General features: G+C 63.2%; 1 protein-coding gene. It reads right to left on the reverse strand.

Annotation, left to right across the window (positions count from 1 at the left end; translation table 11 throughout):
* Positions 1-209, reverse strand: a 209-nt coding sequence (locus HYI44_RS29255) for a sensor histidine kinase (RefSeq protein WP_225571221.1), incomplete at both ends; no start/stop codon positions are given.

The raw sequence follows: 209 nt of genomic DNA on the forward strand, positions 1-209 counted from the left end.
CGAACACCCGCGCCTGTTCCTCTGTGGCAATGCCGGGGCCGGAGTCCTTGATGTGCAGCAGTACTCCGCCTGGGGTCTGGGTCACCGAGAGGTCTATGCGCCCGCCCTCCGGGGTATAGCGAATGGCGTTGTCCACCAGGTTTTTCACCAGGGTGAACAGGTCCATCGCGTTGAAGGTCACGTGCACGTCCTGAGCGCCGTCAACGCCT

This window comes from Pseudomonas sp. Y24-6 (genome assembly GCF_020295325.1).
Lineage (GTDB): Bacteria > Pseudomonadota > Gammaproteobacteria > Pseudomonadales > Pseudomonadaceae > Aquipseudomonas > Aquipseudomonas gregormendelii.